The sequence below is a fragment of the Bacillus sp. S2(2024) genome, assembly GCF_050474045.1.
GTDB lineage: Bacteria > Bacillota > Bacilli > Bacillales > Bacillaceae_G > Bacillus_A > Bacillus_A yunxiaonensis.
Window position 1 is genome coordinate 334,617 of record NZ_JBFLUS010000003.1, and the last position, 23,838, is coordinate 358,454.

A 23,838-nucleotide genomic window follows, 5' to 3' on the forward strand; every position below is an offset into this window, starting at 1 on the left:
GTCTTACTGCCCGCGAATAGCGGGATAATAACAATGCTACCTCAATCTATGTGATTGGGGTAGCATTGTTTGATAGGGGTAGGGGGAATTTGTGATGTATGCAGATGACTATAAGCCAACGTTCCAAAGGCGTACACCAGAAGAATATTTAGAATATATTCGGCAACTGAATCGAGGAAAATTAAAGCTGTATGTCGGAGCAGCTCCAGGAGTGGGAAAAAGTTATAAAATGCTTTTTGATGCGAGAGAGATGCGAAAAGAAGGCATTGATGTTGTTATTGGTTTAATTGAAACACATGGGCGAAAAGAAACAGACGATGCTATCGCTGATTTAGAGGCTGTTCCTTTAAAAGAAATTGAGTATAAAGGAAAAGTGTTTCACGAGCTTAATGTAGAAGCAATTATAAAACGGGCACCGCAAGTTGTTATTGTTGATGAGTTGGCTCATACAAATATTCCAGGCTCTAAACATAAAAAACGTTATATGGATGTGGAAGAATTAGTGGATGCCGGTATTGATGTTTTATCTGCATTTAATATCCAGCATCTAGAAAGCGTACATGATATTGTGGAGCAAATTACAGGTGTGAAAGTAAGGGAGCGCATTCCTGATTTTATTTTACAAAAGGCAAATGAAATTCAGCTTGTGGATGTAACGCCGGAAGTACTTAGAAAACGATTGATGGATGGAAAGATATATAAGGAAGAAAAAATTCAACGCAGTTTAAATCATTTTTTTACGCTTAATAATTTAGGTGCGCTCCGTGAATTGTCACTTCGAGAAGTTGCAGATGATATGGATGAGAAAATTAGCCAATTTGCTGAAGAACCAATTGGAGTGAAAGAAAAAATCCTTGTTTGTGTTCAGTACAGCTCAACGGCAGAAAAGCTCATTCGTCGAGGCTGGCGCATGGCAAACCGTTTAAATGCAGAGTTATATGTATTAAATGTAGAAAGAGAAAATATTGAATCTTTATCAGAAGCAAAGAAACAGGTTATTAACGAATGGAAAGCTTTAACGAGTCAGTTTGACGCCACATTTTTATTAGAAGAAACCAAGGGAAATAAGCCTGCGGATACGATTATTCAAGTTGCCAAACGATTGCAGGTAACACAAATTTTATTAGGACAATCAGCAAGAACAAGATGGGAAGAAATTCGAAAAGGCTCGATTGTAAATGAAATTATGAGACAGACGAAGAACATTGATATTCATATTGTGGCAGATCAACGGATGTAGGTCATACTCGAATCGTATTCATGTATATGAATACGATTTTTTCCATTTTGTAAGTCTTCTGAATAGGGTTTCTTAAAAATTTTCTATATAATAGAAAGAGATACTTAACAATGTGAATGATTAAAGTCTATATATATTATGTAGAAAGAGGAGAAGGAAATGCTCAAAAATACGGGTCTAGTATTAGAAGGCGGCGGTATGCGCGGTGTATATACAGCGGGTGTATTGGAGTACTTTATGGAAAATGATTTATATTTTCCATATGTGATTGGTGTATCGGCAGGTGCATGTAATGCAGCGTCGTATCTTTCAAGACAAAAGGAAAGAAATAAAACAGTAAACATTGAATATGTGACGCATCCAAGATATTTATCGTATAAAAACTTGTGGAGAAAGCGTCAGCTGTTTGATATGGACTTTATTTTTCGTGAAATCCCAAAGCAGCATGTTCCATTTGATTTTGAAACCTATTTTAATACGGAACAGCGTTTGCTTGTAGGAGCGACGGATTGTGAAACTGGACAGCCTGTTTATTTTGAAAAGGGACGTACACAAGAAGAAGCATTAACATTACTACAGGCATCAAGTTCATTGCCATTTGTAGCACCTGTTGTAGAATTTGGCGGGAAAAAGCTATTGGATGGTGGAATTTCAGATCCAATTCCTGTTCGGAAGGCACAGGTAGATGGTTATCAAAAATCAGTTGTTGTTTTGACAAGAAATAAAGGCTATGCGAAGAAAAAATCAAAATTTGGCTGGATTGCAGCGAAAGCGTATAAAAAATATCCTAATTTAGTAAACACCATGCTAGCCCGTTATGAAATATATAATGAGACACTTCATTATATTGAAAAAGAAGAGGCAGCAGGGAATATATTTGTTATTCGTCCGACAGACCAATTAGAAGTGGATCGTATGGAGAAGAATCCAGAAAAATTACAGCGCTTGTATGAGCAAGGATTTCAAGATGCTGAGAAAATGCATGAAGATTTAGTGCAATTTCTTGCTAAGTAAAAAGGTGACTCAAGATAATATGAGTCACCTTTTTATTTAGCGAGCAAGCTTCTTTTTGGTGAATGAAAAGGCAAGAGCAGCAACGAGAATACTTCCTTTTACAATATCTTGAGCATAATAAGGAACGTTCATCATTGTTAAACCATTTAAAATGATACCAATTAGAATAGAGCCAAGAAAAGTTCCAATTACGTTCGGTTTTTTGGCACCGAACATTGCATAGCCAATATAAGCGGCAGCGACAGCGTCCATTAATAGTGGTGCACCAGCTGATACTTGACCAGTCCCAATACGGCTGCTAAGAACGATGCCGCCAATAGAAGCGAGAAGCCCACTGATCATATACGCATATAAACGGTAACGATCTGTAGGAATCCCGGCTAATCGAGCAGCTTCACGGTTTCCACCTGTCATGTAAAAGAAGCGTCCATACGTTGTTTTTTCTAAAAATAAATATGAAATGAGTACAATGATTAGCATGATGATTACAGGAACTGGGACACTCGCGATAGAACCTTGACCAATAAATAAAAAGGAAGGGATAAAATGTCCGGAAGCAGTGCCGTTCGTGCTAGACATTCCTTCATAAATAGAAGAGCCTTTTGAAAATGTTAGGTGAATTCCGTTAACAATGTACATCACGCTTAATGTAGCAAGTAAATCAGATAGTTTAATACGGATAATGAGTAATGCGTTTAGTAATCCAACTAATAGCCCGCAGCAAATGGGGATTAGTAGTGTAAGTAACAATTCCTGTCTGTATAAAACAAGACATGCTGCAGAAGCAATTGTTGCTAAGCTAGCTGTTGATCCAACTGATAAATCGAAACCGTCAACTATTAATGTAAATGTAACTCCGATTGCAAGTAATGTAACAATAGAAACAGAGCGTAAAATATCACTAATATTTTTATAAGTTAAGAAAGAATCATTTACAATTGAAAAGAAAATCGTAACACCTATAATAATAGCGATTGTGCTAAATTGATAGAAAAGATTAGTAGGTATAAGTTGCTTTTTTGATTTTGTTTCATGAACTAGATTCAATGGAATGGCTCCCTTCAGATAGATGTAAAAGTTGTTCTGGAGATAGTTCATGTGGAAGATAGTCTCCTATAAATTCTCCGTTTGCTAATATAAGAATGCGATCTGCGATTTGTAATGCTTCATCTTGTTCTCCAGTGAAATATATAACCGAGTTACCAGCTGCTGTGATTTGTTTAATAAATCGAAAGATATCTTGTTTTGCAGCGACGTCTACTCCTTTTGTTGGTTCATCCAAAAGAAATATGTTTGGTGTAAACCCGATCCATTTTGCTATAGAAACTTTTTGTTGATTTCCCCCGCTAAGTGAATGCACAAATGCATTTGGATCGTTTGGCGAAATACGAAATGAAGAAATGGCTGCTTCTGTATGAGCTCTTTCTGAACGTAATTGTTTCCAGCCGGATTGATGTAAATTTAAATGGTCTGTAATGCTTTCCGATAAAAATAATCCTTGTTTTCTTCTTTCTTCGGGTACGAGCGCAATCTTTGCTTGAATGGCATCGCGCGGCGTTTTAATTTTTATGTTCTTATTAGTAATGACTGCTTTATAAGAATGACGAGCACCAAATAATGTTTCTGCAAGAGTCGTTTTTCCGCTGCCTATTAATCCATATATGACAACTGTTTCCCCCTTACGAATGTGAAGGGACAAGGGAGGACGATTCCGATATGTATAAAGATTGTCAGCTTGAAATATATATGGTGTTTCTAATTTACTTTGTGTATTTGCATGCATTGTTATTTGTTTTCCTGTCATCGCTTCAATAATTTGTTGGTCGCTAATTGTTGAGGTAGCTTCAGACAGTGCAACTTTTCCGTCTCGTAATACAGTTACAACATCTGCATATTGTCTAATTTCTGAAATGCGATGAGAAATTAAAACAATTCCAATTCCTTGTGCTTTTAATTGTTGTAATAAATTACCGAAGTTTGCTGCTTCTTTAGGACCAAGTGACGAAGTAGGTTCATCTAATAAGAGAAAAGTTGCGTTATTTGATAGGGCACGAGAAATGAGAAGCAATTGTTTTTCGTGTAAAGAACAATTTGAAATGTCTTTCCATACATTCAGATCAACATGTACAGCATGCAAGTAATGTTCTGCAAGCTGTACGAGTTTTGATTTTGAAAAAAATGTTTTGTTTTGCATTGCTAAATAATCAAGGAGTACATTTTCTAATACAGACAAATTCGGAATCAATCCGTGATCAACTTCTTGTGTTACGAAAGCAATGCCATGTTTTTTTGCATCTCGTGGTGAAGAAAAAGAGACTACTTTCTCATCGATGAGAAGTTTTCCAGCAACCGGAGTGATTTCTCCGGTTGCAATTTTTAATAAAGTACTTTTTCCTGCTCCGTTCATTCCTAGTAACGCGTGTATTTGTCCTTTTTTAATCGTCATAGAAACATCTTGTAATACAGGAGAATCCGTATAATGATGTGTAATGTTTTGGAGTGAAAATGTCATTATTTTTTCTCCTTCTCTAATTTATTCATCCAAGGTGAGTAAGCATCTTTTGAGTTGCCCCAGCCATTTATGTATTTTGATAACTGTTCCATTGCTACACTTTCTGTAGGTAAATTCGTTTTCTTTACAAGATGTGGTTCTAATGAATAAATATCTGGCGTATGTTCTCCTGCAATCTTTTGGTATAAGAAGCGTACTTGTACTTTTCCTACTTCAGCTGGATCAGTGGCAGCTGTTGCGACCCATGGAGAAGCTGATTTTTGCATGAGTTGTAAATCTTCGTTGCTTAAATCAATACCGTACACTTTTATATCTGTTCGGCCTGCTTGTTCTAGTGCTTTTACTGCACCTTTTGCAAATTCATCCCAAGCTGCAAAAATAGCATCTAACTCTCCCTTTTTTGGATATTTTTTTAGCAATGCTTCTACTTGTGCTTGCGTATCTAGAGCGGTATTGTTACTAGCTGTACCAAAGCGAGCTACTTCTTTTATGTTTGGGTAACGTTTGTAAAAGGCATCGATAATGACGCTGCGGTGTTCCATTGGGGCAAATCCGCCAACCCATACAACGGCAATATTTCCTTTTCCGTTTAAATCTTCAGCTAATGTTTTTAATGATTTCCATGCGAGGCTATAGTCATCTTGATCAATAACAGTAACACCAGGTAAACGTAAATCGTTATCGAATGCTACGACGGGAATATTTGCTTGTAATGCTTTTTCTACACCTTGTTTTAATGTTTCAGAGCGCCCATGATCAATTAAAATTCCATCCACTTTTGCGTTAATAGCAGCATCTAAATTGGCAGCCATCTTTGCTAAATCGTTATCGGAGTTGTACACTTGAACACTTCCACCGAATTGTTCAAGTTGCTTTTTTACTCCTTCAATATATTGAGAAGAGAAAGTGCCAATAGACATTTGCATAATTAAAGCAACTTTTAAAGGTTTTTGTACTTGTTTTGGAATTTCCGTTTGTGAAGTTTCTTGTTTTGAAGTTGTTTCTTTTGTAGCTGTTTGTTGTTTTTGTGTTGAAACAGCATCTTGTTCATTTTTACAGGCTGTTAATGTGAATAATAGAATAATTAATAAGATTGAACATAATTTCTTCATAAAAATCCCTCCCCAATTTACAAGAGCGGGGAGGGAGAGGAAATAAAAAACGTCTTTTCATAGAAAAGACGTCTTATCATATTTCTCTTATCTCTCAACACATGATTGTGTTGTAAGAATTAGCACCGTGCCCATTTATGGGTCGGTTGCCGGGCTTCGTAGGGCTCATCCCTCCACCTGCTCTTGATAAGACATCGAATATTTGACTAGTTTGAATTATTCCACATTTCCAGATAGGTGTCAAACATTTTTTATGAAAAAACTTCCTCATAAAGAGGAAGCTTAATGTGGTATGAATACTAACTGATAAGCGAATAAAATACCGAATACGTATAAAAGCGGATGAACTGCACGAAATTGACCTTTTGCCATTTTCATAAGCGGGTATGAAATGAAGCCGAGCGCAATACCTGTTGCAATACTTGATGTAAGCGGCATGGTTAAAATAACTAAAAACGCTGGGAAAGCTTCATCAAATGTATCCCAATCAATATGACGAACTGTGCCCATCATTAAACTACCAACAATAATTAATGATGGAGCTGTAATTGCGGCAACACCAGATACTGCGCCCACAAGCGGACCGAAGAATGCAGCTACTGCAAATAATATCGCAACAGTTAGTGTTGTTAAACCTGTACGCCCACCGGCAGCAACACCAGCAGAAGATTCGATATAAGCAGTCGATGGTGTTGTACCGAACATTGAGCCAATCGTTGCTGAGATAGAATCTGAAAGAAGGGCACGACCGGATTTTGGAAGTTTGCCATCTTTCATAAACCCGCCTTGCTGTGCAACTCCAAGTAATGTACCTGTTGTATCGAATAATGTTACAAGGAGGAGCGAGAAGACAACACCGTATAATCCATAGTTAATAACGTCAGAAAATGCTGTAATTGGATTGGAAACAATCACGCCTTCAGGTAAACCTGGCAGAGATGTAATTCCGTTTGAAAATGTTAATTGACCAGTAAAGTAAGCGATAACTCCCGTTAATAACATACCGATAAATAATGCACCGTTCACGTTTAAAGACATAAGTACTAATGTAATACCGAGTCCAGCTAATGCAAGTAAAACAGGCGGAGAGTGAAGATCTCCAAGCCCAACTAAATTGGAGGGATGTTTCGTAACGATGCCTGTCAGACGTAAGCCGATAAATGCGATAAATAAACCGATACCAGCTGTAATTGCATGTTTTAAGTTTTCAGGAATAGCTTCCATTAATTTTGTACGGAAAGAAGTTAATGATAGCAAAATTAAAATTAGACCTGCTACGAATACAGCAGAGAAAGCAATTGCATATGTCATACCTTCATGAGTTTTTACAACAGAGTAAGCAAAATAAGCATTTAATCCCATTCCTGGTGCAAGTGCAATTGGTAAATTTGCAAAGAATGCCATAAATAATGTTCCGACAACAGCAGCGATGATTGTCGCTGTAAATGCTTGTTCAAATGGAACGCCTGCATCACCAAGGATGACTGGGTTTACGACAATAATATATGCCATTGTTAAGAAGGTAATAATACCAGCCATAATTTCAGTTTTAATAGAAGTTTGATGTTTTGAAAGGTTAAACATAAAAACATCCTTTCTTTTTACGAATAATTTACACAACAGTTATATATAATATTCGTTATTTTGTTTTTTGGCAAGAGGTTTACATAAAAAAACTTACATTTCTCTTTATTTTATGTAGAAATTTCGAATATTAAAGGTCTTTTTTACGTATATATTTCGCTTTTGTAAGAATAAGTATATTTTTTGATTTGGCACATCATAAGAAAGAGATATGATAAGGAGGTTTTTTCTATATGACGCAACAAGAACAACCAAAGAAAACATTGCCCCCGCAGCATCAAGAGAAACAGCCGGGTATTGAGAAAATCATGAATCCACGCCCAAAATGTATAGATGAGAAGTATAAAGGGAGCGGGAAGTTGCAAGGGAAATACGCACTTGTTACAGGAGGAGACAGCGGAATTGGCCGAGCAGTAGCGATTGCTTTTGCAAAAGAAGGCGCGAATATAGCAATTGCTTATTTAGATGAACATGAAGATGCAGAGGAAACGAAGCGTTGGGTAGAAGGGCAAGGTGTACAATGTTTTTTATTTCCGGGAGATGTAAGTGATGAACAGCATTGTCAGCAAGTTGTAGCGGAGGCTGCAAGGCAATTGGGAGGTTTAAATATTGTTGTGAATAATGTTGCTCAGCAATATCCGCAGCAAGGTTTAGAGCAAATTACAGCAGAGCAGCTGGAAAAGACATTTCGAGTTAATATCTTCTCGTATTTTTATATAACAAAAGCAGCACTAGCTCATTTAAAACAAGGCGATACAATTGTGAATACTGCTTCCATTACGGCATACGAAGGAAATGAGCAGTTAATCGATTATTCAGCAACAAAAGGTGCGATTGTCTCCTTTACACGTTCATTGGCAAAATCGCTAGTTCCAAAAGGTATTCGTGTTAACGGAGTTGCACCAGGTCCCATTTGGACACCCCTAATCCCGTCAAGTTTTGATAAGAAAAAAGTATCGGAATTTGGCAGCAATGTACCAATGAAACGGCCAGGACAACCATCTGAGTTAGCGCCAGCATATGTGTATTTAGCTTCTGATGATTCTACTTATGTTTCTGGACAAATGCTTCATGTTAATGGCGGCGTTATTGTAAACGGTTAGATGGTATTGGACTAGCTGGTGGACCGACTATTTGCATGTCGGAGGGTCTTTATATTGTGTCGAAGCGCCGATAAAGTGAAACTTCCATCAGTGGGAGGTTTTATCCCCACTGGTGGAAAGCTCTCATCAATCGGGGGGCGTATGCCAGCAGTTATCCTCCACCTACCCTTTTCGCCTTTTTCGGAATCTTGAGGTGGCGGCTACTGCCCGCGAATAGCGGGATAAATGTACTATTTCCGCCGATATTTTTAAGAGCGCGTAAAAAAGAGACTGACCTTTAAGGTCAACTCTCATTCATAAGAATTGAATTTATAGTAAAAACTAAATGAACCACATAGCATTTTATGGTGAGATTTCAAGGAGAATGTGGAGGTGACATTGATGAAAAAAGCATGTTCACTTACATTGTTATTTCTTTTCTTTTTTTTATATGTACCAATTGTTTCTGCTGAGAAGACAGATCATTTATTACTTATAAATCTAGCGACAAACCAACTATCTTTTTTTGAAGATGGAAATTATGTGCGAACTTTTTCTGTAACAACAGGAAGGACAAGCACTCCTACTCCAGAAGGAACATTTTGCATTATTAATAAATATAAAAATAAAGCATATCACAGAAAAAATATTCCGGGCGGTGCACCTAATAATCCACTCGGCACTAGGTGGATGGGCTTAAATAAAAATGAATATGGGATTCATGGGACAAATCGTGAATGGTCGATTGGCAGTCGTCAGTCAAATGGATGTATTCGTATGTATGATCGAGATATTCAATGGCTGTATGATCGAGTTCCATTACAAACGAAGGTAATTATTGCTCATTTTCATACATCTCCTGAATATGCAGCACATAAATTTGGATACCGGGTTGTCAGTTGGAATGGAAGAGTGGTAAAGGAAGAGCAAATTGGTAAGATTAGGACGATAGATCAAACAAAAATATATTGGCAAGAACCGAACGGGCAATTTACAGCAGTTAAAACAGTATTACCAAATGAAGTATATCCTGTGTATTCGCAAAGAAAAAAAGGACTGTATTACATAGGGAATAATTTATATATTATGGATGAAAAAGAAACAACGGTAAGGTATGAACAAATTCCTTACTCTGTACTGAGTGATATATACAAACGAAAATATGAAGTGGAATGAAGTGAAACTTCCATCAGTGGGGGTTTTACTGCCCGCGAATAGCGGGGATAAAGGGTACCGCTGGGACAGGGTATCCTTTTTTTAACGCAACAAAATCCCTCTCTGAATATAATATTGTAAAGCTGAGGGGGACATATGCTATGCAAAATGGAGACAGTAAATTTGCGTTTGCAATTTTTTTAATTACACTTTGTTTATTTGTTATATATTTGTTTGTTTCATTTATTTTTTCTATGTACATTCCATATATAGACTTATTATTATTAGTGGGTTTTGTATGGGCATTTGTTGAGGCAAGAGAATGTGGAAATGATATATATCGATGGGTTACATTATTTGGTACGGTTTTTATTGTTATTGTATATATTTCAATGATGCATGCTTCTTGGAAACAGGGGGTTATTTTATTATAAAAGCGTACGATTCATCGTACGCTTTTATCCCGCTACTCGTGGGCTGTTGTTTTAGTATCTTGGTTGAAAGGTATGGCAACATGTTTCTACACTCGTTGTTGCCGAGCTTTCTATTGTTTGTCCAGATAATATTGTATCTGTAAATGACTCGTCCGCTGATTGTATAGATTCTTGAGAGTCAGGTTGAACGAGGATGGCATTTGCTTGACAAAAGTTACCTTGTCCCCAAAATGAGCAGTTGGAGACAGAACATCGTACTTCTGGCATAGGATCCCCTCCTTATATAAGTAGTGTGAGATTTTTGTACTCACTTCATGTATAAAGGAAGTTTCCTTTTCTTGTTACTTCTTGTTTGCTGTAAACCATTCTTTGAACTTGTCTTTCGACTCTTCTCCCTCAATACGGCTTACTTCTTTCCCTTCTTTAAAGTGAATGATAGTTGGTGTACCTGTAATTTTAAACTCATCCCACACAGCATCTGGTTGATTTTCTAAGTCGAAAACTTTCATATCAATGTTCATATCTTTTGCCATTGGAATGACAATTGGCGATACTTTTTTACAATGTACACAGTCTGTCTGGTAGAAGTAAATTGTTTGATCTTTCTTTTCTGTTACATTTTTTCGGAGATCTTCTAAAGAAATTTTATTTGTATAGTAGTCTGTTGCATTCTCTTGTTTTTGTTCAGTTTTTGTTACTGCAAAAATAGCGATTAATAAAACGACGACAATGCCGCCAAAAAGAAACATTTTTTTCATTATTTCATCTCCTTATTTGTTTTTAGTAAAAGAAAACTGCAAATAGAAATAATTACAAAAGCAGTTAGTGCTAGAAATGGGATTGTGATAAAACCAAACCAATTAATATACTCTCCTGTACAAGGAACTCGTCCACATACTGCTCCAGCTTCTGAAAAAGCAGGTATCTTTTGAATGGCATAATGATATAGCGATATACAGGCACCGATGCTTGCGATTGGTAAGGAATATGTGGCAATGCGGTAATCTTTGCGTGCAACTGCAATGCCAAGTAGTAACACAAATGGATACATAAAAATACGTTGGTACCAACATAATGTACATGGTTCAAATTTCATAATTTCGGAAAAATATAAGCTTCCGAGTGTAGCAATAAACGAAGTTCCCCAAGCAGTAAATAACAAAGTTTCTTGTTTTTTTTCGCGATCCATTCTTTATACCTCTCTTATAATAGTTACATACAAAATTATAGTACGAGGAGGAGTGGAAAAGAAAGAGAAAACATTCAACATAATAAAAGTTTTTTGCGCTGAAAACTTGGAAATAAAAAAACAAGGTGATGTACACCTTGTTTTTACTTGGTTTTAACGATTAACAGCTTTCGTTGAATCGATAAAAAATTTTTGAATTGCTTCTTTATTTTTTTGTGGGTGAAGCTGTAATACTGCCCCGGCATGCTCGTATGTTTTTGGTTCATATCCATTTGCCACTGGAATTCGCATTGTTTCCATCTTTTCAATAGGATGCAATAGAACGTTGCTACCGAGTGAAAATAATGTTTGAGCATCCATACTCGTATGGATATAAGGGAGAAGGTCTTGTATGATCGTAGGTAATTGGAATACACCGTCTACGGATTGAACTTTTTCGGTAAAGGTTTTTTGTAGAGCTTGTAGTACTTCTTGTTGGCGCCCGACACGTCCGAAGTCACTTTCAGCATCATGACGGAAACGTGCATATTTTAGTAATTCTTTTCCATGTAATCGTTGGGGTCCAGGTTGTAAATGTAATCCCATATCATCGATGATTGTTTGCGTTACATTTACGGTAATTCCTTCTGGAGCGACGGTATCTACAATTTTTTCGAATGCCGCAAAGTCAATTGTAATGTAATGTGATACATCGATTCCGAAGTTATGTTGAATGGTTTTTCGTAATAATTCAGGACCTCCATAATAGTAGGCGGCATTAATTTTATTATATTTTTTATCATAGGTAGGAATTTCTACGTAGCTATCACGCATAATAGAAGCGAGTTTTACGTTTTTTTCTTTTTTATTGTATTGTGCAATCATAATTGTATCAGCTCTAGCTTGTTTTTCTCCGCGAGAATCATTTCCGATAAGTAGTACGTTAAATGGTCCTTGCTTGTTTTTAGCTCCATGAAATGGTTGGAAGTGTTCCGGATTATTTTGTTTGGATGATTTTTGGCAGCCAATCATAAATAATGCAATAAGTAAAAATAAGCACATATGTTTTTTCACATGATCACGTCCGTCTACGTAATATTCATTATGTATTATGAACAATGATTTGGAAAAATATACAAAAACGCTATCCCGTTGCATAGGGATAGCGTTTTATGGTAGTAAAAGCCTGATTGGTTTAATGGTTGTTATTAGAAAGTCAATTACTGATGGAAGTTTCACTTTATTTACATATGAACTTGCTCTACTTGTTCCGCTTGTTCTGTATATGTTTTTTGCGTTGCATGATCAATATATTGAAACAAAAGTTGAAGTTTTTGGTCAACTTCTGATAAATCTTTACCGTATTGATAAGCATGTAGAAAGTGTTCAATTCGTTTCGAAAACAGCTCATCTTCTGTTTGTACCATAAGTACAAGCAGCTTCTCCCAGTTACAGCAATACGTGTAATAGAGAGCTTTATCGTAGTCGGTGTATGTTTGCATGGTGTACCTCCTTAGTGAGGAGTTATATATAGTGTGTGACGGAAAAGAAGAAATACACTTGAAAGAATTTGTTAACAGAATGTTATGGGAAAGAAAAGGAAATATGTTTATAATAAATAGTAAGAATATTAAGAAAATAAAGAGACGGAGAGGGTGAGTCAATGAGTCAAAGGTTACTAAAGTCGGTTGATGAACGAGCGATTCAAGTATGGAGATTAACGGCACTTTCAATCAATATTATTGTTTGGATTGCTTATGGCGGAGCGGTATATTGGCTTGACGCATTTCGAAGTATGACAAACTTACAACTCTTATTTCTTTGTTTTTTTGGTGGACATGCTATCTTTACAATTGGTATATATCCAAAGCTTAGATGGAAGAGGTGGCGCTATATGATACGCGGGCAGGAGATTGACTTACAGCGAGGGGTATTTATTACAGAGAAAACATTAATTCCTATGATTCGTGTGCAACATGTAGATGTAAGGCAAGGCCCATTTTTACGTTATTACCAATTAGCATCAGTGGATATTACGACAGCAGCGGCAACTCATACAATTCCAGCGATTGCATATGAAGATGCAGAATATTTACGGGAGCAACTTTCTACTTTAGCGCAGGTGGCGGTTGCCGATGTATAGAAGAAATAGAATTCATTCGTTGTCAATCCTATTGTCAGTTGTGAAACATGCATCGGCATTATTTCCCCTTTATCTTATTTTCTTATTTAAGTTTCGCAATAGCTTACCGTTTTCTATTTTGATAAATACGATTATTTTTAGCTTTGTGCCTTTGTTTATTCTTATCTGTATTGCTTGGATGCGTTGGTATCGATTTACATATACGATTACTGAAGAACAAGTAATTCTTGAGAAAGGATGGTTAAATCAAAAACGAAAGTACATTCCGAAAGAACGAATTCAGGCAATTCATGAATCACAAAATATAATTCATCGTTTGTTTGGGTTAACGGAACTGCAAATTGATACGGCGGGAAGTAGGGAAGGAGCAGAAGTAGTATTACAAATCATTACAAAAGAAGAAGCGAGTCATATTCAAGAGCAGCTTTCTGAAAGAAAGAGAAGGAAACAAGAGGATATTGCTGTGCTGCCAGTATTCACATTATCGAATAAAAAGACGTTTCTATATGCGGCTACATCAGGCAGTATTGGCTTTGTATTTTCGGTGCTGCTTGGTATTTATACAGAGATAGATGAGTACGTTTCGATTCATTTTAAGTTAGAAAATTTTCAGTCACAAACACCTTCTTTTTACGGAGAGGTTGCAATTGCTGTTCTTGCAGCGGGATGGTTACTCGGTACGTTGCTTGTATATCAAAAATATCATGGATTTACAGTTGTGAAACAAAAGGATGACCTTGTTATTACGAGGGGATTATTTGAGAAGAAAAAACTTATCGTTCCGCTTAATCGTATTCAAGCAATTAAAGTAGAGGAAAATATAATTCGGCAATGGCTTGGTTATGCTACAATTCGTTTTGTGAGTGCAAGTTCGAAAGAAGAAGAATACGCAGGTTTTCGCCTTGTCTGTTTTCCGCTCGTAAAGCGAAGCCATATTCCATATTTATTGCAGCGTTATTTTCCTGATTATCGAGCTCCATCTTCGTTTCAACATTTACCAAAGCGATCATTTGAGCGCTATATGATAAGAGTTATTGTGCCTGTTCTTTTATTCATAGCGATTACACTACCTCAAACTGCAATGGTAAAATATGCAGCACCTATTTTTCTTATTGTTGGCGCAGTCTTAGGTTATCGCAGATACTATGATGCGCGTTGGTGTATTACGGGAGAGCAACTTACTGTCATATATCGCCGAATTGGAAGAATAACGGTGTATACAAAAAAAAGTCATATACAGGCGTTAACGGTTTCCAAAACATTACTTCAAGAACCATCAGCGTTATGTAATGTGAAAATATGTGTGAAATCGGGTGCGAAAAACATGACATTTCGTATAAAAGATGCAGACGATACAGTTGGAACTTCGCTTCGGAGATGGTATTCTTACGAAAAAGAGAGTGATTTCGCATAAAGTGAAACTTCCGTCAGTGGGGAGCGCTTCATCCCCCACTGATGGTTAGTTGAACCAATCGGGCTTTTACGGGCAGTCATCCCCCGCCTATCTTCCTCGTTTCTCTCTGCATCTTGAGGAGGGGGTCTTACTGCCCGTTAATGCGGGATAAAAAATGAGGGATTATCTCCCTCGTTTTTATTCTGCTATTCGTGGACTGATGGAAGTCTCACTTTATTCTTTTGGCATTGGAGTAGGCGTTGGTTTCGCATATCCTTCCTTATACTTATTATCGATGTATTTTCGAATTTCAAGCGGTGATTTTCCTTTGTCTTGTAATCTTGCTGATTCTAGAGCAATCTCTAGGCAGTTTACACAAGTTGTTGCATGAGAATCCCAAACAACTTGACCATTTTTTTTGATTTCACGAATGAAACAGTTTTTATTGCTTTTATGCCCGACGCTGTCACCGCATCCGCAGTAGCATGGAATCCATTGAAGTAATTCAGCATGTTTTGCTGCTACGGCATAAACTTGGCTTATTTGTGCATCATGTCCAGATAAGAAAGAAGGGAGCGTATCGATTCCTTTTGTTGTTTCGGCGATATCCCTTTGTTCTTGGTGATGTTCATGTGGTGAAGTGGAGGAACTTGTTTCTTTTGCTGGTTGTTTATGTTCATGTGATGAAGTGGAAGAACTTGTTTCTTTTGCTGACTGTTTATCTTCAGTATTCGTGCAGCCAATCATTGTAAAGGCAAGCATTCCTGTCATGCTGCATAATAAAAGCGGCTTTCTCATCAACATTTCTCCTTTATTTTAATTTTACTAAAATTGTAACAAACTTCCCAGTTGTTTCCTATGAGGAAGTGTTATTTTTCAACCGATAACAAAAGTAGTGCCAAACAAAAAGGACAGGTATATAAACATATATTAAATACAATCCAATTTTAGAAGTATACGTATTTAATGTGTTGATGGATTCACGGTTCATAAAAAATAAGGAACTAATATAAATGATTCCAATAAATATTGGAAAAGCAACCTTAAATGGCAGCTGAAAAGAACGATGTACAGCTTGGCAAGAAGCCCATGTTGTTAAGCAAAGATTTGGTAAAATGATGAGAAACCAAAGGAAGATAACCACGTATTCAAATCGTTGAATAAAAGGGATTTTAATGATTTTAAACATTGTTAATGTCCCCCATACTGTATGCTGCAGCAGACCCTCACTGAAGTAAACAAATGATAGCAAGGCTACAAGCACATATAGAAAGGTTGTAAAAAAAATGCTAAAATGTGCCCACCGCTTTACGCCTTTCCCTTTTTCAATAAGTGGATAAAACATGAGTAATGCTTCAAATCCTAGAAATTCTAACGAAGCCTGCTTTGTCGATAACATAATATCGGAAAAAGAGTGAGTAAAAACAGGTAAAATATTGCGGAAATGAGCGTATTTAAGTGGGAAAACGAAAAAGGAAAGTATTAAAAGAGGCAAGATAACGCCTAAAAAGCACATACCTGTTATAGAGCGAAATCCTCCGCTTAAAATGTAGTACACAACGCATAAAATAATAAGTCCCACTTGCCATAATTTAATAGTTGGGAATACCCATACTTGAACAACTTCAATATATGTCCGGAAAATGGTAAGACAAGATAGTCCGTAATATATCATAAAGAATATTGTAAAGACTTTACCTAGCCATTTTCCGAAGCATGTAGTATGAATGTTAATTAAATCATTATCTTTTTCAAGCATTTGAAGCATACAAAATAAAACGAAATGCGTAATGATTCCCATGATAATAATGGAAATCCAAGCATCATAGCCAGCATGTTTAATAAGAATACGCTGAAAGCCTAAAATCCCTACTCCTATTTGAAGAGAGTGAATTAAAAAAAACGTAAAATAAGGAGAAACCGTAAATTCTTTGCTATGTAGATTCATTTTTTTCTCCTCCTTATTCTCCAATTCCAGATTGTACAATGTTGACTTTTGCTTTTACAGAAACATCCATAGATGGATACATGTTTGAAAGTTGCTCCATATTCCACTTTCTAGAGTGACTTCTAATTTGATCACGAACTCCAAGTGGATCTATGTTTTTATTTTGAAATTGACGAATGAGTGCTGTTACATGCTTCTCAATATTTTCTTGCAATTGTGCTTCAATATAAGAAATATTTTTAGGGTTTTGTAAATTCATCCAGCTAGGGAAATCTTTAATTAAACCATTTAGTTTCACTTTAATTTCTACTTTAGGTGAAGAATTGTTATCTGTAATATGATAGGTGCTGTTTCCCGATAAGCTGTGAATGACAGCAACACCTTTATTTTTTCCTCTTTGTATATTCATTTCGTATCGGCCATTTTTCATTGGATTCATGATTAATTTGATTAAAAATGAGTCTTCATTATTCGCATACATCATAATTTTATCTTTTTTTAAAAATACAAGGCCTTGAAGAGAAGCAGAATCTTCACCGTCTATTCGGATATAGGGAAGAAAAGGATCACATCCAAATGAGAAATAATTATATAGAAAAACGTGTAAGTTTGTTGTCGGTATACTTTCGTTTGCAACATTTTGGTCAATTAGTTCTGATAAATATAGAGATCCATTTTTAATTGTATGGTTTAGTAATTGTTCTGCTGTGCCATCTACAATTGCAATTTGTACATCTCGTCCAATATTCGGATCGCGTTGCAAATTTCCAATTATATTTGAAATTCCCTGTTTAGCTAAACTTGATCCAAATGCAATCATTCGTGTTTGACCTACTACTAGCTTGTGAGGAGATTTGGTAGCTAAATTAGCTGCCACTACTTCCCCTGAGCGTCCGATTGATGATAATATTTTTGGGGGTTTATTTTTCCCAAGATTGTAAACAGGGTATAGAATAGTTCCTTTAATTTTGTTGTCTTTAGTTAAATCAAATCCAACAGTATGAACAATTCGCATTTCATCTACAACTTGTGATTGTGCACAACTAGAAAGAAAAAATAGTAAGCATATAAGGAATGGAAAGAAAAAGTTTCTCATGTTTTGTCACCATTCTGTTTTGTTTTTGCTTTCTTCGGATTAAAGCGCCAGTTTGATTTTGGGCGTAGGGAAGAAGGGCGCTTTGCTGCCATACTGAACGGATAGCGGACAAATGCTTCCGATGAATCAATACTTCTAAATGGATAAAGTGGTAATAAGTAAGATGAACCAAGTGATTTTAAATGAATTAAGTGAGCCAAAATAAGAGTAAAACCAATTATTAAACCGAGACCACCCATCATACCAGCTAGTATAATAAGTGGAAATCGTAGGATACGAATCGTGCTAGTCATTTTAATTGTCGGGGTTGTAAAAGCAGCGAGTGCTGATAGAGAAACAGCAATGAGTAAAATTGTACTTGTCAAAGCAGCCTGCACTGTTGCTTGCCCGATGACAATGCCACCGACAATACCAAGCGTTTGTCCAACCTTTGTCGGTAAGCGTGCGCCCGCTTCTCGTAATAATTCAATCGTAATTTCTAAAAAAAGAACTTCTAATACAGGTGGAAAAGGGACATTTGCTCTAGAGAAAACAATAGGGCCGACTAAATCTGTTGGAATCATTTGATAATGATATGTTAAAACAGCTGTATAAATCGCTGAAGAAAAAATAGAGAATAAAGCTCCGAAAAATCGAATAAAACGAAAAAATGATCCAATAATCCACGGCAAATAATAATCTTCTGGTGAAACAAAGAAGTCAAGTAAAGTTGTTGGGCCAGCCAAAACATAAGGAGAACCATTTGTTACAATGATTACTTGCCCAGATATCAATGCATACATAGCGCGATCTAAGCGTTCTGTAGATAGCAGAAGCGGAAAGATTGAATTACTATTATCGCTAATGAGTTGTTCAATCATTGTTGCGTCAAATGGAATATCAAAATCAATATCTTGTAACCGTTGCATTACAGTGTTGACATGTTGTTCATTTGTAATTCCTTCGAGGTAACCAACGACGAGCTGTGTTTTTGATAGGGACCCAACAGTAACTTCTTTAAAGATTAGATTTTCTGTTACAATGTTTCGGCGTAATAAATGCAGGTTAACATCAAGGCTTTCTACAAATCCAACTTTCGGTCCAACAACACTATATTCATTTTCAGTATCATTATATATACGGCTGCCTGGAACTGTACTTTCGGCACGAATTAGAGCATAATCATCCTCTTGTGAGACATTTCGAAGCTGTATTAATATAAATCCACCTAATAATTTTTCGCGAATCTCCTCTATAGAAGGAGATAAGATAATTTCTTCAATCGGAACAATATTAGATAAATCTTCTATTTTTTCAATGTTTGCTAGCTGTTCTTTTATAGGAGAAAGAATAAAACGTTTTAGTACAAGTTCTTCTGATACGGATTTGATATAAAATATACGTAAACTCCCATTGTCCGTTATGTTGAAATGCAGAAAATCCATAGATTGTTTCATCTTTTCAATAAATTCTGGTATGGAACAATTATTTTTGTTATTCTTTTGTTGTTTTTCCTCTTTTTTTCCGAATGGTAAACGAAACATAGGGTTCACCTCTTTCCGGTTTAGAAAATACCTCTGTTAGTTTTTAGAAATAAATGTAGAATTATACGGAGAAATATGTGAAAAATAGGTTGGGATATTCCGTGTTTTTCCATAATGATAGTGGAGGAAAAGAAACATAAAAATAAGGAAGAAGCATGTAGTTGCTTCTTCCTTATTTATACTTATTGTGCTTTTTCCATTTTCAGTGATGCTTTTAATTTTTTCATTTCTGCTTTAATATCTTCTTTTTTTACATTTAATTTTTCAGCAATTTGTTTTACATTCATACCGTCTTTTTTCATTTTTAATACATCATTTAATGATGTACCGCTTTTTTGTGAAATAATGTTCAGTACAGCAAGGTGGAATAAAGATACTTCATAGTCGCGCATTGTTTGTTTCACTTGATCTGGAGTAGATTTTTGCATCGCTGCTACTTTTTGTAACAGTTTTCCTTCCATTTCTTTACTCATATGATGTTTATGAAATTTATGAAGTTTCTTTGGATCAACGCCAAAGTGCTGCGCAGTTTCTTTCCATGTATGCTTTTGCTTATAGTACTCTAATACAGCATTAATATCTTTTCCACTTAACTTTGCGATGCGTGCCGCTTTCCAAATCTCATGTTTTTTATATCCTTTTTCTATTAATGATTTGTATTGTTCTTCAGAAATGAATTTGTGGTGTTGCGCTACTTGTTTCGTTTCTTGTTTTGTTTCTGATTGCGAGCTATCGGTAGAAGCGTATGCCGTTAGCGATGTTGCTCCGCATAATAATGATAACGCTAACATTCCTGTTACTAACTTTTTCTTCATGTTTTATCACTCCTATAAGTAGTAAACTGCTTGCATTATATAGCTTATCCAAAAAGTATGACAAAACTATGAACAAATTATGTTTTTATTTGTAAGATAGAAAAGAGAAATAGAAAGTTGTTTCCATATGATAAGAGTTTTAAAATGGAGAAAAAGATTTCAATGAATGGAGAAGATGCTGCGATGCATGTGTTAATTGTAGAGGATAACGAGAGCGTGTGTTCAATGCTTGAAATGTTTTTTATGAAAGAAGACTTTCAAGCAACATTTGTCGCAGATGGTTTAGAAGCATATTCATTGTTTCAAAAGAAAGATTGGGATTTGCTTATTGTAGATTGGATGATTCCAGGCATGGATGGTATAAAACTATGTCAAAAAATACGAGAAAGCAGTGATGTTCCTATTATCATGTTAACCGCAAAAGATAGTGAAGCCGATCAAGTACTAGGATTAGAAATTGGGGCAGATGATTATGTTACGAAGCCGTTTAGCCCGCTTACGTTAATCGCAAGGATGAAGGCGGTTGTACGCCGTTTATCAAAAAAACAGGTGAAAAACGAAATTAATCATTTTCATATTAATGAAGAAACAAGAGAAGTATTTTTAGACGGTGAAAAAGTGGAAAATTTAACGCCAAAAGAGTTTGAGTTGCTCGTTTTTTTCACGAAGCACCCGCGCCAAGTATTTCGAAGGGAACAGCTCTTAGAACGCATTTGGGGATATCAATTTTACGGGGACGAACGAACAGTGGATGTACATATTAAACGGCTTCGTAAAAAAATTCGCACGGACTCACATATATGGATTCATACGGTTTGGGGCGTTGGTTATAAATTTGATGAAGTGGTAGCTGGCTGTGAAAAGGATTAAATATTTTTATAAGCTATTGTTCAGTTACATTTTTATTTTACTTGTTGCATTTATTCTATTAAGTGTCCTGTTTTTAAGTTTAGCTGAAAATCTTGCTTATGAGACAAAAGTGGAAGAGCTTACTTCTTATGGAACTAAAATTATTGATGAGCTTGAGAAAAAGGACATGAATATTCATATTGTGAAATTGAAGCATTTCTCTAGTCTATTGCATGCACGTGACACGAAATTTTTTATCTTTAATGAAAAGGGAGAAATTACACAATCACCAGTTCGGGTAAAGAAAACCTCATTATTAAGCGAAGAAGAATGGAAGAAAATTCAGCATGGTGAAACATTGAAAATAAAACGAGACGTGAAAAGATTTGAACAACCTGTATCAATTGTTGCCATTCCATATATGAGAGATGGTGAACTGCAAGGCGGTGTGATGTTAACGGCTCCAATTCACAGCACACTTGAAATTATTACGGAATTAAATCGTTATTTATTAATTGCAGCAGGGGTTACGTTTCTAATTGTGCTAGTGGTCAGTATTTTTTTCTCACGCTCTTTAGTAAGGCGGGTGCAGCGTCTTCGCCAGGCAACCGCAATGATTGCAAAAGGTCAGTATGATGTGCATATTCCTATTAGCCAATACGATGAAATTGGCTTGCTTGGAGATGATTTTAACAATATGGCACAACAGCTTCATAAAGCACAGACAGAAATCAATCGTTTAGAAAAGCGAAAGCGGCAATTTATTGCTGACGTTTCACATGAATTAAAAACACCGCTTACGACAATCAATGGTTTAGTAGAAGGAATGAAAAATGACCTCATTCCGGAGGGGAAAAAGCAGCGCTGCTTTGAGATGATGGAACAAGAAACGAAACGACTCATTCGCCTCGTTAATGAAACATTAGACTACGAAAAGATTCTTTCTAATGAAATCGCACTTCAAAAAGAAGAGATTGAAGTAAAGGAAGTCTTTGAAGTAATTAGTGAACAATTGGAACTGCAAGCAGAGGAAAAGGAAAATACAATTGGAATTGATGTTCCCGCTAGTTTAGTTGTTTATGCTGACTATGACCGGCTATTGCAAATCTTGCTGAATATCACAAAAAATAGTCTGCAATTTACCGAGAATGGAACAATTATGTTGCGGGGAAAAGAAGAAAGGCAAATGACAATTATTGAAATTGAAGATACTGGTATTGGGATGGACCGAGAAGAGGTATCTGCAATGTGGTCACGTTTTTATAAAGCTGATACCTCTAGGACAAATAGTTATGGCGAATTTGGATTAGGATTATCGATTGTAAAAGAACTTGTGAAATTGCACAATGGAACAATTGAAGTAAAAAGTGAACAAGGTAAAGGAACAACGTTTATCATATGTTTTCCGCGATGAAAAATCGTCTTACTATATAAGGTAAGGCGATTTTTTATCCCGCATTAACGGGCAGTAATAATCCCACCTCAAAATTCAGTGAAAGCAAAGAAGTTAGGTGGGAGATAAATTGCCCGTAAAAGCCCGATTGGTTCAACTAATAACCAGTGGGGATGAAGCCCCCCCACTGATTAAAGTTTCACCTTATTTTGATGTAACGGTCCATATTATGTTTCTCAGTATTAAATATTGATTTATATGAGGAAACTAGTTTATAATTGAAATTGATAATCTTTATCAATTATTGACGTATACATATAGATATAAAATGATGAGGGAGAGGAATATATGACAACTTATACTTCTATTGCAAGTGTTATTAAAGAAAGAAGATCTATTCGCACCTTTACAAATAAAGTAGTGGAAAAAGGGTTATTAATTGAACTATTAAATTATGCAACATGGGCACCGAATCATCAGCACCGCGAGCCGTGGAAATGTAAATTATTTATGGGGGACGGTCGTAAAAAGTTTGTAGACGCTGTTTTAAACTCTTTTTCACCAGAAGAAAGGGAAAAACGCGGAAACATGTTAATGGAACGTTTTATGAGTACACCAGCTCAAATTGTTGTTTATATGGATGAAGATCCACGCCAAGCGCAGCGTGATGAAGATTATGCCGCTGTATGTGCATTTATGCAAAACTTTCAGCTCCTAGCTTGGGAACGTCAATTAGGTGTTGTTTGGAAAACTGGCGGGCTTATTTACAATCCTGCTTTCATGAAAGCAATTGGTGTAACGAAAGGACAACAAATCGTTGGTATTTTACATGTTGGGTATTTTGATAAAGCTCCAGACGGCAAAGAGCGTACACCAATTACGGAGAAATTAGAGATTATTGAAGGATAATGAAAGAAGGATGCTTATTAAATTGTAAGCATCCTTCTTTGTTATATAAGTTCTGCTGGAAGTGTAAAAGTTCTATCTTCATGCTGATTCAACGTATGAATGTTTATAATCGCACTCGTATGTATAACACCATAAATATGTGGATAATGCTCCCCGTTTGCAGCTAATTCGTACTTAATTTCTGCTTGTACACGCTCTGGATCAATTGTTAAAAATACAATAGACGATTCTGCTGCAAAATGTTTATGAGCAACTTGTAATGATTGATTAAGAAATGAGCAGTGAATGAATCCCTCTTCCTGTAAGGAAGGTTCGGTAATTATTCCTTTTTCTTTTGCATTTTCCCATGCCTGAAGTGTCATAACTTTTATGATTGTATTCATAAGATTCTCCCCTTTGTATGAATGTTCTCTAAAGAAAAGTTTACATGTTTTGTAAGGTAATTGTAACCAAAATAAATGGAGGGAA

Annotated in this window: 25 protein-coding genes and 1 riboswitch; of the genes, 10 read left to right on the forward strand and 15 right to left on the reverse strand. The window is 36.1% G+C overall.

Translation table 11 applies throughout. From position 1 onward, the window contains the following. Positions 1-94: 94 nt before the first annotated feature. Together kdpDN and AB1284_RS01870 are read left to right on the forward strand one after the other, a co-directional pair. Positions 95-1,240: a KdpD-like non-kinase potassium sensor gene (kdpDN, locus tag AB1284_RS01865; protein ID WP_429752124.1), complete on the forward strand. Its 1,146-nt coding sequence runs from the start codon at positions 95-97 to the stop codon at positions 1,238-1,240. Positions 1,241-1,399: 159 nt separating this feature from the next. After that, complete coding sequence (locus tag AB1284_RS01870) at positions 1,400-2,254, forward strand: patatin-like phospholipase family protein (RefSeq protein WP_429752122.1); 855 nt, start codon at positions 1,400-1,402, stop codon at positions 2,252-2,254. A 36-nt stretch (positions 2,255-2,290) separates the two neighbouring features. On the opposite strand, the gene AB1284_RS01875 is transcribed toward AB1284_RS01870, so the two are convergent. From AB1284_RS01875 to AB1284_RS01890, 4 genes are all read right to left on the reverse strand, one after another. Next, positions 2,291-3,301 carry an ABC transporter permease gene (locus AB1284_RS01875; RefSeq protein WP_429752120.1) on the reverse strand — a complete coding sequence of 337 codons (1,011 nt, stop codon included), beginning with the start codon at positions 3,299-3,301 and terminating at the stop codon, positions 2,291-2,293. Further along, positions 3,285-4,769, reverse strand: a complete 1,485-nt coding sequence (locus AB1284_RS01880) for a sugar ABC transporter ATP-binding protein (protein ID WP_429761865.1) — start codon at positions 4,767-4,769, stop codon at positions 3,285-3,287. Before AB1284_RS01880 ends, AB1284_RS01875 begins: the two co-directional genes overlap by 17 nt. Beyond that, positions 4,766-5,878: a sugar ABC transporter substrate-binding protein gene (locus AB1284_RS01885; protein ID WP_429752116.1), complete on the reverse strand. Its 1,113-nt coding sequence runs from the start codon at positions 5,876-5,878 to the stop codon at positions 4,766-4,768. The genes AB1284_RS01880 and AB1284_RS01885 overlap by 4 nt, the downstream gene beginning before the upstream one ends. An 84-nt stretch (positions 5,879-5,962) precedes the next feature. Next, positions 5,963-6,071, reverse strand: a riboswitch (SAM riboswitch). A gap of 89 nt (positions 6,072-6,160) precedes the next feature. Next, a complete protein-coding gene (locus AB1284_RS01890) occupies positions 6,161-7,462 on the reverse strand; it encodes an NCS2 family permease (RefSeq protein ID WP_429752114.1) in 1,302 nt (433 codons plus the stop codon). Positions 7,463-7,695: 233 nt separating this feature from the next. Between AB1284_RS01890 and AB1284_RS01895 the strand changes: the two genes are divergently transcribed. From AB1284_RS01895 to AB1284_RS01905, 3 genes are all read left to right on the forward strand, one after another. After that, positions 7,696-8,565, forward strand: a complete 870-nt coding sequence (locus tag AB1284_RS01895) for an SDR family oxidoreductase (RefSeq protein ID WP_429752112.1) — start codon at positions 7,696-7,698, stop codon at positions 8,563-8,565. A 381-nt stretch (positions 8,566-8,946) separates the two neighbouring features. Then, the gene (locus tag AB1284_RS01900; RefSeq protein ID WP_429752110.1) at positions 8,947-9,720 is read left to right on the forward strand and encodes a L,D-transpeptidase; all 774 of its coding nucleotides are present in this window, start codon (positions 8,947-8,949) and stop codon (positions 9,718-9,720) included. A 140-nt stretch (positions 9,721-9,860) separates the two neighbouring features. Beyond that, on the forward strand, positions 9,861-10,133 hold the full coding sequence (locus AB1284_RS01905; RefSeq protein ID WP_429752109.1) for a hypothetical protein: 273 nt from the start codon (positions 9,861-9,863) through the stop codon (positions 10,131-10,133). Between the two features lie 51 nt (positions 10,134-10,184). Here AB1284_RS01905 and AB1284_RS01910 read toward each other — a convergent pair whose 3' ends face one another. From AB1284_RS01910 to AB1284_RS01930, 5 genes are all read right to left on the reverse strand, one after another. Further along, positions 10,185-10,400: a DUF1540 domain-containing protein gene (locus AB1284_RS01910; RefSeq protein WP_429752108.1), complete on the reverse strand. Its 216-nt coding sequence runs from the start codon at positions 10,398-10,400 to the stop codon at positions 10,185-10,187. Positions 10,401-10,474: 74 nt separating this feature from the next. Continuing rightward, a complete protein-coding gene (locus tag AB1284_RS01915; protein ID WP_429752106.1) occupies positions 10,475-10,891 on the reverse strand; it encodes a thioredoxin family protein in 417 nt (138 codons plus the stop codon). Continuing rightward, positions 10,891-11,322 carry a disulfide oxidoreductase gene (locus AB1284_RS01920; RefSeq protein ID WP_429752104.1) on the reverse strand — a complete coding sequence of 144 codons (432 nt, stop codon included), beginning with the start codon at positions 11,320-11,322 and terminating at the stop codon, positions 10,891-10,893. Before AB1284_RS01920 ends, AB1284_RS01915 begins: the two co-directional genes overlap by 1 nt. A gap of 153 nt (positions 11,323-11,475) precedes the next feature. Continuing rightward, positions 11,476-12,375 (reverse strand): LCP family protein, encoded by a 900-nt coding sequence (locus AB1284_RS01925; RefSeq protein ID WP_429752102.1) that lies wholly within the window; start codon positions 12,373-12,375, stop codon positions 11,476-11,478. A 170-nt stretch (positions 12,376-12,545) separates the two neighbouring features. Further along, positions 12,546-12,803 carry a YhdB family protein gene (locus AB1284_RS01930; protein ID WP_429752100.1) on the reverse strand — a complete coding sequence of 86 codons (258 nt, stop codon included), beginning with the start codon at positions 12,801-12,803 and terminating at the stop codon, positions 12,546-12,548. A 161-nt stretch (positions 12,804-12,964) separates the two neighbouring features. On the opposite strand from AB1284_RS01930, the gene AB1284_RS01935 reads away from it, so the two are divergent. Then, positions 12,965-13,444, forward strand: a complete 480-nt coding sequence (locus AB1284_RS01935; protein ID WP_429752098.1) for a PH domain-containing protein — start codon at positions 12,965-12,967, stop codon at positions 13,442-13,444. After that, the gene (locus AB1284_RS01940; RefSeq protein WP_429752096.1) at positions 13,437-14,858 is read left to right on the forward strand and encodes a PH domain-containing protein; all 1,422 of its coding nucleotides are present in this window, start codon (positions 13,437-13,439) and stop codon (positions 14,856-14,858) included. Before AB1284_RS01935 ends, AB1284_RS01940 begins: the two co-directional genes overlap by 8 nt. Positions 14,859-15,071: 213 nt before the next feature. Here AB1284_RS01940 and AB1284_RS01945 read toward each other — a convergent pair whose 3' ends face one another. From AB1284_RS01945 to AB1284_RS01965, 5 genes are all read right to left on the reverse strand, one after another. Further along, positions 15,072-15,635 carry a PCYCGC motif-containing (lipo)protein gene (locus tag AB1284_RS01945; protein ID WP_429752094.1) on the reverse strand — a complete coding sequence of 188 codons (564 nt, stop codon included), beginning with the start codon at positions 15,633-15,635 and terminating at the stop codon, positions 15,072-15,074. 58 nt (positions 15,636-15,693) lie between these two features. Beyond that, positions 15,694-16,785, reverse strand: coding sequence for a GerAB/ArcD/ProY family transporter (locus AB1284_RS01950; RefSeq protein ID WP_429752093.1), 1,092 nt, complete (start codon positions 16,783-16,785; stop codon positions 15,694-15,696). Between the two features lie 13 nt (positions 16,786-16,798). Next, positions 16,799-17,881 (reverse strand): Ger(x)C family spore germination protein, encoded by a 1,083-nt coding sequence (locus AB1284_RS01955; RefSeq protein WP_429752091.1) that lies wholly within the window; start codon positions 17,879-17,881, stop codon positions 16,799-16,801. Further along, positions 17,878-19,404, reverse strand: a complete 1,527-nt coding sequence (locus AB1284_RS01960; RefSeq protein ID WP_429752089.1) for a spore germination protein — start codon at positions 19,402-19,404, stop codon at positions 17,878-17,880. Before AB1284_RS01960 ends, AB1284_RS01955 begins: the two co-directional genes overlap by 4 nt. A gap of 182 nt (positions 19,405-19,586) precedes the next feature. Further along, positions 19,587-20,219, reverse strand: a complete 633-nt coding sequence (locus tag AB1284_RS01965; RefSeq protein ID WP_429752087.1) for a hypothetical protein — start codon at positions 20,217-20,219, stop codon at positions 19,587-19,589. Positions 20,220-20,402: 183 nt separating this feature from the next. On the opposite strand from AB1284_RS01965, the gene AB1284_RS01970 reads away from it, so the two are divergent. The 3 genes from AB1284_RS01970 to AB1284_RS01980 all read left to right on the forward strand — a co-directional run bounded on the left by AB1284_RS01970 (position 20,403) and on the right by AB1284_RS01980 (position 23,370). Further along, positions 20,403-21,089 (forward strand): winged helix-turn-helix domain-containing protein, encoded by a 687-nt coding sequence (locus AB1284_RS01970; RefSeq protein WP_429754374.1) that lies wholly within the window; start codon positions 20,403-20,405, stop codon positions 21,087-21,089. Further along, positions 21,076-22,482, forward strand: a complete 1,407-nt coding sequence (locus AB1284_RS01975) for a sensor histidine kinase (RefSeq protein ID WP_429752085.1) — start codon at positions 21,076-21,078, stop codon at positions 22,480-22,482. Before AB1284_RS01970 ends, AB1284_RS01975 begins: the two co-directional genes overlap by 14 nt. A gap of 327 nt (positions 22,483-22,809) precedes the next feature. Next, positions 22,810-23,370, forward strand: coding sequence for a nitroreductase family protein (locus AB1284_RS01980; RefSeq protein WP_429752083.1), 561 nt, complete (start codon positions 22,810-22,812; stop codon positions 23,368-23,370). A 41-nt stretch (positions 23,371-23,411) separates the two neighbouring features. Here the strand turns inward: AB1284_RS01980 and AB1284_RS01985 are convergent, their stop codons facing one another. Continuing rightward, complete coding sequence (locus tag AB1284_RS01985) at positions 23,412-23,753, reverse strand: DUF952 domain-containing protein (RefSeq protein ID WP_429752081.1); 342 nt, start codon at positions 23,751-23,753, stop codon at positions 23,412-23,414. Positions 23,754-23,838 lie beyond the last annotated feature (85 nt).

What these genes read in the sequence shown, in the direction of transcription:
- AB1284_RS01900 (WP_429752110.1), top strand. Translation starts at nt 8,947, where the DNA reads ATGAAAAAAGCATGTTCACTTACATTGTTATTTCTTTTCTTTTTTTTA.
- AB1284_RS01940 (WP_429752096.1), top strand. Translation starts at nt 13,437, where the DNA reads ATGTATAGAAGAAATAGAATTCATTCGTTGTCAATCCTATTGTCAGTT.
- AB1284_RS01935 (WP_429752098.1), top strand. Translation starts at nt 12,965, where the DNA reads ATGAGTCAAAGGTTACTAAAGTCGGTTGATGAACGAGCGATTCAAGTA.
- AB1284_RS01890 (WP_429752114.1), bottom strand. Translation starts at nt 7,462, where the DNA reads ATGTTTAACCTTTCAAAACATCAAACTTCTATTAAAACTGAAATTATG.
- AB1284_RS01920 (WP_429752104.1), bottom strand. Translation starts at nt 11,322, where the DNA reads ATGGATCGCGAAAAAAAACAAGAAACTTTGTTATTTACTGCTTGGGGA.
- kdpDN (WP_429752124.1), top strand. Translation starts at nt 95, where the DNA reads ATGTATGCAGATGACTATAAGCCAACGTTCCAAAGGCGTACACCAGAA.
- AB1284_RS01870 (WP_429752122.1), top strand. Translation starts at nt 1,400, where the DNA reads ATGCTCAAAAATACGGGTCTAGTATTAGAAGGCGGCGGTATGCGCGGT.
- AB1284_RS01950 (WP_429752093.1), bottom strand. Translation starts at nt 16,785, where the DNA reads ATGAATCTACATAGCAAAGAATTTACGGTTTCTCCTTATTTTACGTTT.
- AB1284_RS01980 (WP_429752083.1), top strand. Translation starts at nt 22,810, where the DNA reads ATGACAACTTATACTTCTATTGCAAGTGTTATTAAAGAAAGAAGATCT.
- AB1284_RS01895 (WP_429752112.1), top strand. Translation starts at nt 7,696, where the DNA reads ATGACGCAACAAGAACAACCAAAGAAAACATTGCCCCCGCAGCATCAA.
- AB1284_RS01945 (WP_429752094.1), bottom strand. Translation starts at nt 15,635, where the DNA reads ATGAGAAAGCCGCTTTTATTATGCAGCATGACAGGAATGCTTGCCTTT.
- AB1284_RS01970 (WP_429754374.1), top strand. Translation starts at nt 20,403, where the DNA reads ATGCATGTGTTAATTGTAGAGGATAACGAGAGCGTGTGTTCAATGCTT.
- AB1284_RS01960 (WP_429752089.1), bottom strand. Translation starts at nt 19,404, where the DNA reads ATGTTTCGTTTACCATTCGGAAAAAAAGAGGAAAAACAACAAAAGAAT.
- AB1284_RS01930 (WP_429752100.1), bottom strand. Translation starts at nt 12,803, where the DNA reads ATGCAAACATACACCGACTACGATAAAGCTCTCTATTACACGTATTGC.
- AB1284_RS01955 (WP_429752091.1), bottom strand. Translation starts at nt 17,881, where the DNA reads ATGAGAAACTTTTTCTTTCCATTCCTTATATGCTTACTATTTTTTCTT.
- AB1284_RS01905 (WP_429752109.1), top strand. Translation starts at nt 9,861, where the DNA reads ATGCAAAATGGAGACAGTAAATTTGCGTTTGCAATTTTTTTAATTACA.
- AB1284_RS01885 (WP_429752116.1), bottom strand. Translation starts at nt 5,878, where the DNA reads ATGAAGAAATTATGTTCAATCTTATTAATTATTCTATTATTCACATTA.
- AB1284_RS01915 (WP_429752106.1), bottom strand. Translation starts at nt 10,891, where the DNA reads ATGAAAAAAATGTTTCTTTTTGGCGGCATTGTCGTCGTTTTATTAATC.
- AB1284_RS01910 (WP_429752108.1), bottom strand. Translation starts at nt 10,400, where the DNA reads ATGCCAGAAGTACGATGTTCTGTCTCCAACTGCTCATTTTGGGGACAA.
- AB1284_RS01965 (WP_429752087.1), bottom strand. Translation starts at nt 20,219, where the DNA reads ATGAAGAAAAAGTTAGTAACAGGAATGTTAGCGTTATCATTATTATGC.
- AB1284_RS01985 (WP_429752081.1), bottom strand. Translation starts at nt 23,753, where the DNA reads ATGAATACAATCATAAAAGTTATGACACTTCAGGCATGGGAAAATGCA.